This window comes from Helicobacter sp. 12S02232-10, from assembly GCF_002272895.1.
Classification (GTDB): Bacteria; Campylobacterota; Campylobacteria; order Campylobacterales; family Helicobacteraceae; genus Helicobacter_J.
This window is the reverse complement of sequence record NZ_MLAQ01000021.1, coordinates 1-8,436: the sequence shown is the minus strand read 5'-3', so window position 1 is coordinate 8,436 and position 8,436 is coordinate 1. Positions and strand designations below refer to the sequence as shown.

17 protein-coding genes are annotated in these 8,436 nt (G+C 34.6%); 2 read left to right on the top strand and 15 right to left on the bottom strand.

Annotation, left to right across the window (positions count from 1 at the left end):
- Window positions 1-153 precede the first annotated feature (153 nt).
- On the top strand, window positions 154-681 hold the full coding sequence (locus BKH41_RS09400) for a restriction endonuclease subunit S (protein ID WP_219350031.1): 528 nt from the start codon (window positions 154-156) through the stop codon (window positions 679-681).
- A gap of 161 nt (window positions 682-842) precedes the next feature.
- Here the strand turns inward: BKH41_RS09400 and BKH41_RS09395 are convergent, their stop codons facing one another.
- The 6 genes from BKH41_RS09395 to BKH41_RS09370 are packed head-to-tail and all read right to left on the bottom strand — an operon-like array spanning window position 843 to window position 3,003.
- On the bottom strand, window positions 843-1,760 hold the full coding sequence (locus tag BKH41_RS09395; protein WP_095299397.1) for a hypothetical protein: 918 nt from the start codon (window positions 1,758-1,760) through the stop codon (window positions 843-845).
- Window positions 1,761-1,789: 29 nt separating this feature from the next.
- Window positions 1,790-2,077: a hypothetical protein gene (locus tag BKH41_RS09390; RefSeq protein ID WP_143428733.1), complete on the bottom strand. Its 288-nt coding sequence runs from the start codon at window positions 2,075-2,077 to the stop codon at window positions 1,790-1,792.
- A 19-nt stretch (window positions 2,078-2,096) separates the two neighbouring features.
- Window positions 2,097-2,288 carry a hypothetical protein gene (locus BKH41_RS09385; RefSeq protein WP_095299393.1) on the bottom strand — a complete coding sequence of 64 codons (192 nt, stop codon included), beginning with the start codon at window positions 2,286-2,288 and terminating at the stop codon, window positions 2,097-2,099.
- Window positions 2,289-2,298: 10 nt separating this feature from the next.
- A complete protein-coding gene (locus BKH41_RS09380; RefSeq protein ID WP_095299390.1) occupies window positions 2,299-2,550 on the bottom strand; it encodes a hypothetical protein in 252 nt (83 codons plus the stop codon).
- Window positions 2,534-2,761, bottom strand: coding sequence for a hypothetical protein (locus BKH41_RS09375; protein WP_095299388.1), 228 nt, complete (start codon window positions 2,759-2,761; stop codon window positions 2,534-2,536). Before BKH41_RS09375 ends, BKH41_RS09380 begins: the two co-directional genes overlap by 17 nt.
- The gene (locus BKH41_RS09370) at window positions 2,758-3,003 is read right to left on the bottom strand and encodes a hypothetical protein (RefSeq protein WP_095299386.1); all 246 of its coding nucleotides are present in this window, start codon (window positions 3,001-3,003) and stop codon (window positions 2,758-2,760) included. The genes BKH41_RS09375 and BKH41_RS09370 overlap by 4 nt, the downstream gene beginning before the upstream one ends.
- 242 nt (window positions 3,004-3,245) lie before the next feature.
- On the opposite strand from BKH41_RS09370, the gene BKH41_RS09365 reads away from it, so the two are divergent.
- Window positions 3,246-3,638: a hypothetical protein gene (locus BKH41_RS09365; RefSeq protein WP_095299383.1), complete on the top strand. Its 393-nt coding sequence runs from the start codon at window positions 3,246-3,248 to the stop codon at window positions 3,636-3,638.
- A 146-nt stretch (window positions 3,639-3,784) separates the two neighbouring features.
- On the opposite strand, the gene BKH41_RS09360 is transcribed toward BKH41_RS09365, so the two are convergent.
- The 9 genes from BKH41_RS09360 to BKH41_RS09325 all read right to left on the bottom strand — a co-directional run.
- The gene (locus BKH41_RS09360; protein ID WP_180762806.1) at window positions 3,785-4,693 is read right to left on the bottom strand and encodes a contractile injection system protein, VgrG/Pvc8 family; all 909 of its coding nucleotides are present in this window, start codon (window positions 4,691-4,693) and stop codon (window positions 3,785-3,787) included.
- The gene (locus BKH41_RS09680; RefSeq protein WP_143428732.1) at window positions 4,677-4,919 is read right to left on the bottom strand and encodes a hypothetical protein; all 243 of its coding nucleotides are present in this window, start codon (window positions 4,917-4,919) and stop codon (window positions 4,677-4,679) included. Before BKH41_RS09680 ends, BKH41_RS09360 begins: the two co-directional genes overlap by 17 nt.
- Before the next feature lie 78 nt (window positions 4,920-4,997).
- Window positions 4,998-5,405, bottom strand: coding sequence for a hypothetical protein (locus BKH41_RS09355; protein ID WP_095299379.1), 408 nt, complete (start codon window positions 5,403-5,405; stop codon window positions 4,998-5,000).
- A complete protein-coding gene (locus BKH41_RS09350; protein ID WP_095299377.1) occupies window positions 5,402-5,674 on the bottom strand; it encodes a GPW/gp25 family protein in 273 nt (90 codons plus the stop codon). The genes BKH41_RS09355 and BKH41_RS09350 overlap by 4 nt, the downstream gene beginning before the upstream one ends.
- On the bottom strand, window positions 5,671-6,192 hold the full coding sequence (locus tag BKH41_RS09345; protein WP_095299375.1) for a phage baseplate assembly protein V: 522 nt from the start codon (window positions 6,190-6,192) through the stop codon (window positions 5,671-5,673). The genes BKH41_RS09350 and BKH41_RS09345 overlap by 4 nt, the downstream gene beginning before the upstream one ends.
- A gap of 9 nt (window positions 6,193-6,201) precedes the next feature.
- Window positions 6,202-6,396 (bottom strand): hypothetical protein, encoded by a 195-nt coding sequence (locus tag BKH41_RS09340; protein ID WP_095299373.1) that lies wholly within the window; start codon window positions 6,394-6,396, stop codon window positions 6,202-6,204.
- Window positions 6,396-6,776: a terminase gpA endonuclease subunit gene (locus BKH41_RS09335; protein WP_095299371.1), complete on the bottom strand. Its 381-nt coding sequence runs from the start codon at window positions 6,774-6,776 to the stop codon at window positions 6,396-6,398. Before BKH41_RS09335 ends, BKH41_RS09340 begins: the two co-directional genes overlap by 1 nt.
- Window positions 6,776-7,297 carry a hypothetical protein gene (locus BKH41_RS09330; RefSeq protein ID WP_095299369.1) on the bottom strand — a complete coding sequence of 174 codons (522 nt, stop codon included), beginning with the start codon at window positions 7,295-7,297 and terminating at the stop codon, window positions 6,776-6,778. Before BKH41_RS09330 ends, BKH41_RS09335 begins: the two co-directional genes overlap by 1 nt.
- Before the next feature lie 12 nt (window positions 7,298-7,309).
- On the bottom strand, window positions 7,310-8,436 hold a 1,127-nt coding region (locus BKH41_RS09325), incomplete at its 5' end, for a phage tail tape measure protein (protein ID WP_095299367.1).

The window sequence follows — 8,436 nt, the reverse complement described above, 5'->3', positions numbered from 1 at the left end:
CCATATATTAGATCAATTCACAGATCTCACAACAGAACTTCAAATTAAACTTCAAGCAGAACTTACAGCTAGAAAAAAGCAATACGAATACTACCGCGACCAACTCTTAAGCTTTGAATCTTTAAATGAGATGAGGGGGGGGGGTATGAGTTAATTAGCTTAGGGGAGATTGCAACCATTGGCACTGGTAGCAGCAATACCAATGAAGCATTAAAAGAAGGTAAATATCCGTTTTTTGTACGTTCGCCTGAAGTCCGTAGAAAAAATGAATATGAGTTTGACGAAACTGCAATTATTATTGCAGGAGATGGTGATGTCGGTAAGGTATTTCATTACGTGGAAGGAAAATATGCCTTGCATCAAAGGGCTTACCGGATTCGTATAGATAATGTGAATGTGATACCGAAATTTTTCTTTTATTATATGAAGTCAGCATTTTTATCTTACATTAGAAAAACAATGTTTCAGGGTTCTGTTTTATCTATAAGAAGACCGATGTTAAATGCATTTGAAATCCCCATCCCATCCATAGAAGTCCAAAATAAAATCGTTGGGATTTTGGATCGATTTGATGCTTTGTGCAATGATCTTTGCATTGGTTTGCCTGCTGAAATCAATGCACGTCAAAAACAATATGAGTATTATCGGGATCAGTTATTGGCATTTAAGAAAAATGATTAAAATCAGGTATGAGTGTATTTGCGGGGATTGATAATAGAGCATTTGGTGTCAAGAGGGAGACTTGAAATAATATCTTTTAAAGTACCTTAAAATAGGGTTTAATATTTTTTTATCCCTAATCTGTCCCTAATTGGATTATTTTAGTGTTTTTTCGATATTTTTTAAAAACCATTTTTTGCAGGCATTTTTGCCCACGCTTTAAAACTGATAGCACGCCTTAAGTCTTTGAGCTTTCGGATTTGCTTGCTTAGCACATCTACAGACGCGCCCATCACGCCCCTTGCTCCGATTCTTTGGGTGATGTCATTGAGGATTTCTATGCCCTCATTTGCCCCATCTTTTTCTATCCAAGCAAAAAAGCGCGCTTTGGTTTTGATTGTGATTTCTAAGCGTTTCCAATTTTTAAGCTCAGGCTTGATGTTTTCTTTGTGATAATAAGTTTGTTTTTTGTATTTGTCATAGATGATGATTTTTGCAAGCCCATTTTTTGGATCGGGGTTATTCAGATATAGACTCGTGCCTTCATTGTAGATACTAGGCTTCTGATTTTCTTGCTGGTAGGGTTTGGTTGCTTGCTCAAACACGTGCTTATTGGTATGATTGATTTCTTTATCCCAATCAAAATCGACTGCCAAATCCATACTATGGACTTTATAACGCCTCAAAAAATATTTTAAAATTTTCATCGTTAGAGGTCCTATATCCTTGCTCGGCTGGTGGAGTCCTGCAAACACAACCTCAACATAATAATTATAATTTTTCTTGTTAGCTTTGGAATATTCGTGGCAAGTCTTGGAGTTTTCTAATATCAATATTGTATTTGATAAGCTTTTTACCCCTCTTTTGAGATTGATGTATTTGATATTAAAGGGGTGTTTTTTGATATTTGTTTTATGATTTTTATATTTTTGTTTGATATAGGCATCGACTTGCTTATTTCTTGTTGTTTTGCGTTTCTTTTCAAAAAGTCCTAATTTTCTCAAAAAGACATTGAAAGAGTCTTTGGGGATACAGAATCTGAAACTATCCACGCCCGCACTATACTCTTGATAGTCTTTAATGATGATGGCTTCAGACATAATGCTTTACTTTTTTGATATTTTCATTATTAAAGCATTGCCCTTATTTGAGTAACTCTGCCTCTGTTTAAATCTACTTCCATTAAAATGGAGGGTTTATTTTTAGCTCTAACATCAATGATAAATACCCCATCTTTTCTATGCATTACCCTTAGAAAATCCTCTAAATGCGGTTTTAAAAAAGACTCAAAACAAACAGAATGCTCCTTTTGTACTAAAGGAACAAAAGAAGCTACCAGCGTCTCTTTTGAGATAAAGCCCTGATAAACGTCACAAAGACAATATTCAACCTTTCTTTTTTGCTTAAAAGGGTGCATTTTCATAACCCCCATTACTCTAGGCTCGATAATCAATAAAGGGGTATTTAAAATCTTTTTTAGTAGCTTCTGCAAGTCCCAATTTTAAATAAATTCTCCCCTCACATTCAAAAAACCATTTAGGGCTATAATCTGCATTTTTGCCTTTGATTAAAGGAAGATTAAAGCGGGTTTTTACACGATGTGTATTTTTAGCATTCAAGTCATTCATTTTTTATCCTTTAGTTTTTAGGGAATTTGAGGTCACAATCAACCATCCATTCAGCGATATCATTGGCTAAAAAAACTCTCTTTCCTTTGAGCTGGGTATATTTAGGAAGATCTTTATCACCTCTATTTATTTTATTGGCAATGGTTATTTTGTTAAAACCTGAAAGTTCTGCAAAATCATCTAATTCTAGAATTGCTCCATATTTCATCGTTATTGTTTGAGCCAAAGATATTGTCATATGTTTTTCAAAAGATAAATTCATCTTTTTCTCCATTTTCCAAGTCTGCCACTCTTGATTGAAGTTTATCAATGACAGAAGTCATAATCTCCATTGAAGCACTCAGGTCTTTAATGGCAAGCGTTTGAGAAGTGATGATGTCTTTAATATCTCTTAGCACTCCATCATTGCAATAATGATCAATTTCGCAGGTATTTTCAGAAATAGCATTGATTATTTTTTGCTTCATTTTCATTGATTCCCTCCTTGTATATTAACCTCTATATAAGTTATATAGCCTTGTCGGATCATTTTTTTAAAAGCATCGTGGATATTTTTTTTCTGAAACCAAAGATTTTTTTTGTTGCGTGAAAAAAATTTCTGATAGCTATAGTAAGAAATTTTTAAATTCCGGCACATATTTGTAGCATTTCCGTAATCCAGAGCTATTTTTTCTTTATTGGGACGATAGATCTTTCTAGTGGTTTCGTTCCTCATTTTCTCCTCTTTTTTATAAAGTTCTTATTTTGTTCTATAAGTGCGTATTTATAGTATGCATAAAATGTTAAAGACTTGCTCATCTTGTACCTTTTCTTTGGATTTAAAACCTTTTTGAGATTTTATAGAATAATTATAGAACTTTTATAAAATAAAATCAAGAACAAAAATAGAACTTTTATAAAATTTCTATGGAATATATTTTGCTTAAGCATTTTAAAGTTAAAATTCGAGGTTACATTATGATTGATGAAAAATACAAAAAGGACTTTAAAATAATGAAGGATTTTTTTGAAGTAAGTTCGATGGATGATGTTTGTTTAAAGATGGGGTTAAAAAAAAATGCCTATAAAAATTGGGCAAGAAAAAAAGAAATAACTCCAAAACATTGGAAATTATTTAATGATATCAGAGATGGCAAAATCCCTGTTAAAATAGTTCAAATTAATAGCCATAAGAACATAAATATAGTCAATGATTCAAAAATGTCAAACTTGCATTCATTTGGGGAAGAGTATGATGAATTATTTCAGTTAATTATCGATTATTCCAATAAAAAACTAAGACAAAAAATTAAAAATGAACTTTTAAGGCGTAAGGCTCTTGAAGATGAAGACGAAACAGATAAAGGATAATCTTTCTTCAACCACATCATTTCACCATCTGCTTGAACCAATGGCGTGATTGACTTTTTTAATCACATCCCTTATTTCATTATCCCTTCTCTTCTTTTTTTGAGTCTTAAAAGGAATTGGCTACATTTTAAATATTTTGTGCCTTATCACCCGCCAAACTCCACATCCATTCTCCACCCGCTATTATCAATGCTATGGGCGACCTTTTTAATCACATATTCCCCCTCTATCTCATTATCCCCTTTAAGTCTTAAAAGCGTGCCTGCATACATAATCCTGCCTGCCATCTCAAAACTTCCTTTTCTTTTGTCAGATTCTATCGCTTTATAATATCCCTCTGCACGTTTGTAAGCTTCATCATCATTTTTAGAGTGGATAGAGCGCTTTAAAGTCGGATCTTCTTTGCCAATGCGAATGGTCTTTAATGCATTGGTTTGGGTATCTTGGTAAGTCACCTCAACAGATTTATAAACCATTTTTGCATAGCTTGCAAGCTTCACACTTGTACAATCGTTGGCATCAATCACAATGACAGGCTTTTTTTCTGAATTCTTTTCCAAAAAAATCAATGTGTCGTTTTTGATGCTTTGGGTGAGATTGAGTTCTTTGGCGATCTGATAGAATAAGGAGCTATCGCTTTGATTGATTTGGTCGATATGGACAATCTCATCCATTCGTTTGAAATTGATTTTAGGCGTGAGGTTGTTTTCTTTAGCGATGGATTCTAAGATTTGAAGGTAGCTTAGTTTATCAAAGCTTCTGTTTTTCTTGATCCTTAGATTTGAAGCGTAATGAATCGATGTGCATTCTATTTCATAACTGCTTTTATAAGTGTATTCAATGCTTGCAATATAAAAGCTTCCCATCAAGACACCATCAATGCTAAATTTTATCTTGTCTTTGATGTTTGGCTTGATATTTGGGAATAGTTTGAGTTTTAGTGTATCGCTTTGAATGCTTTCAAAGTCTGCGTAATGGATACTTAAAACTAAATGGCTAATATCTTTTTCATTTAGAGTGATTTTGAATTGATGGGATTTATAGTTGGATACCATAAAGCCCCTCCATTCCATCATCGCATTTTTCTTGATCGGGGGCTTTAGGATTGAAGCATACCTCATCCCCTCCATCTAAGAAATCTTTTTTTAAAAGCTTGTGATTTTGCATTAAAAATACATCATAATGTTTTTGATGGAAGTTGTTGCCATAGATTTTAAAATAAATACTATCAAGCCGTTCGCCCTGTGTAGCTGTATAGATATTAGGGTTATTTAGATGCATCAGTTCTCCTTTGTTTTTTAATTGTTCCAACTCCCAAGACCACTACAGAGGGTTTTTTAAAAAAACCCTCTTGCGTTCCTAAAGTTCAGAGTTATCACTGAGAGAGTCATTGGGGGACTCATTTTGTTTCTGTCTTTCTCTTTGTTTTCTCTCTCCTTCTTCAATCTCGATGGCTTTTTGGGTATAGATTTGAGGGTCTTTGAGTTCTTTGGCGACTTTTTCAATCGGAATGAGTTTGCCGATTTTTTCAGCCAACATCACCTCTTTTAATTTTGCATCTGCGATATCTTTTCTGGTGCGGGCAACTTTGCCATCTGTGGTAGTGGTTTCATTGGACAGCTTGTAATAAATATAAGCTTGGAGATTCTTTGAGGCGTCCCATTGGTTCTTATCAATTTTGCTTAAAATCTCATTTTTTTCTAATGTATAAATATGGCGCTCAGAGAGTCCCAAGAGTTCGCCAAGCTCTTTTGTGGTTACAATCATAAATCAACCTTATAAGTGGAATTAATCATCAACCTGAGTTGATTGTCTTCAAAACTCACATCGATGGATTGGATATAGATTCTTGGTTCATAAAGCTTGATTTGCTCCCTAATTTCTTCTGTGATTGAAAGTTTTATCTCGTGAGTGAGAGGTTTATCTATCCAATCATAAGAAAGCCCAAAATTTGGATTGAGAGGGATAGCGTATTTTTTGGTTTTAAAGATTCGATTTAGATTCTCATTGATTGAGAGTTGGTATCCATTTTTCATAAGATTGCCTTTACTCTATTGGAACCTTGCGAATGGGGCAAACCTGTAAAGGGGCAGACACTTTGAGTTGTGATCACGCCCCCGCCTCCGTTATCCCCCAAATCAATAGCGTCTGCTTTGATTTTGGCGTTTTTGCATTCGATATGCACCTCATCGCTTTGAATGCTTGCATTTTTGCAATGAATGGTAATATTTGCTTTTGAATTGATTTCTAAGGTATGGGATTGTGTATCATAGCTTAGGGTAGTGCCATCTTGGTAGCGAATCATTTCTTTGTGTTCAGGCAGGTTAAAATCAGGGCTTGGCACAGAACCCATACAAAGAAATAAATCCGATTCTTTAAAATGGATAATGATGGCAATCTCTCCGATTTGCGGGGGGATAAAATGGGATTTAAAAGCATTAAAAACCCCAAAATAGGAAATAAAATCACTCACAGCCCCCATAATATTGACTTTAACCTGATTGCCTCTGACTTCTGTAATCGGTGCGGTATAAATGCAGACTTCTCCAAACATATTGCCTCCTTAAGAGATTTTGCCACTTCCGCTTTGGGCAGTGGCTGTGCCTGTGGTAGTGACTGCAATCGTGCTTTGGGTTTGGATATGATTGATGATCTCTTTGCAAAGCACATCAATCAAAGCTTTATTTTCTTGTGTGGATTTAAATCCTTTTGCTTGCAATGATAATCTGATTTGTTTGCTCAATAAGTCTGCGTCCATTATTCTTCTCCTTGAATTGTTTTTTTATCGCTCAATGTTCTTTGGTCAAGCTTTTTAAGCTTTGCACCCAAAAGATTTAATCTCCATTCCTTGAATCCCATCTCAATGCGATCATTTTGAATATCCATCGCACAAGCGATAAACATCATTGCATCAGGAAGCGTGGTAGCTGTATAGTTCTCTTTTCTTGCATAAATCAATTCTTTATTAGGGTCTGAAATGGCATTCATTGGCTCAATTTGATAGCTTAAGGCTTCAAATCTGCCAAACATCGCTGAGCTTTCTTTTGAGAGCACACGATAAGTATTGCTCCATTCTGTGAGATTGAGGCGGGGTTTTATAAAGATGGATTTTGCAAAATGAGAGCTTAGAATACCCATTATAATAGCACCCCAGAAATCCCTAATTCTTTGCTATAGTAAGTGATACTCCGCTCTTTTGTTATGACCCAATTCTTACTAGATTCAGATAGTCTTTGGATGAGTATCTTTTGAGGGGATTGGTTAAAGATAGTCAGCTTTAAAGGTTTTGCTTGCTTGATTAAATCTTTAAACCCTTCATAGTCTTTGATGTGATGGATTAGAATGGTTGCATTAAAAGATATGCTCTCTTCATTCCCTCCGATTTTTTGATAGATAGGTTGCTTGATGGTCTCAATCTTTTTAATGCCCACGTTTAATTCTGTGGATATGGTTTCAATATTTTGAGAAACACGGAAGAGGAAGCGGTCTATCTTGATGAGAGTATCTTTAGTTTGAACATCTTTATATTTCTTAAAAGGATCTTTGGGTTCTTCAATCGGTTGGTTTTGCAGTTCCTTTTGTTTTTGTTTTTGATTTTTAATCTCTTGTTCTAGTTTTTTTCTTTCGTTTTCATAGGGTTTAGTGAATAGGTTTAGCATTGTTTTTCCTTCCTAAAAGTCATCATCATAGCGATAGCTATTGATGGTTTGGGCGATGGCTTGAGGATTTGTGTTTGTGTTGATTGTAATGGTTTTGTAGTCATTAATCTGTTTGGAATGATTACTATTAGTAATTTGAGAAAGCATCTTTTGTTGGTTTTCATTGCGTTTGGCTAAGGTTTCATCAATCAATCCTTTTTTTGCAATCGTTGTTTTTTGATTGAGATTGACTTCTTTAGAATCTGTAATGCCTAAGAAGTCTGTAACACTGCTGATAGAATCAATAATCCCTGCAATGCCATTGCTAATCCAATCAAATATCCCCTTAAACCAATCTGTAATTGGGGCAATCCCCTCTTTAATTCTTTCCCATACACCAATCAAACGCGGATAGATACTCTCCCAGTTGCTTGCGATATATTCAATCGCTAATCCCAATCCTACAATCAATGCCCCAATACCTGTAGAGATGAGTGCTCCTTTGATATTCCACATTGATACTCTAAAGATTTTTGAAAAAACACTCACACCAAAAGAAGCGATTTTAAAACCTGAATAAAGACTTTTTAAAGACCAATTTAAAAGTTTGAAACTCAAATTAAGTGATGTTGTGATGATTTTTAAGGCTTTAAGAGTAAAACCAAAGGCTTTTGAAACAATGGAAGTTAATCCAAATGCTCTCCAGCTTGTATAAATTAGTCCAATCGACTTCCCTAAAGCAAAAATACTCACGCTCCCTAAAATTGCCCATTGCGTAAGGTCGCTATTTTTTATAAAATTACTAATTACACTTAGAGTTTTTCGTAACAAATCAAACCCGATTTTTAAATAAGGAATAAATATATCTCCAATCGTCTTTTTAAACTCACTCCAAGCCGCATTTAGCATAAAGATAGAATCCCCAAATCCATCGCCTGCAGCTCTATCTACAGCTTTTTGCAAGGCTCCTGCACTCTCTTTGCTGGATTCTAGTGCTTTTTCAAAGGCTTTTATCCCATCTTTTGCAGAATTGATATCATTTGCCATCTTTTTGCCAAAGATTTCAGATATCACACCAAAGCGTTCTGAATCATCTAAATCATTTAAAGAATGGAACAAATCTTTAATGGCTTCTTGTGGGTTATTTTGAATATCTTCTT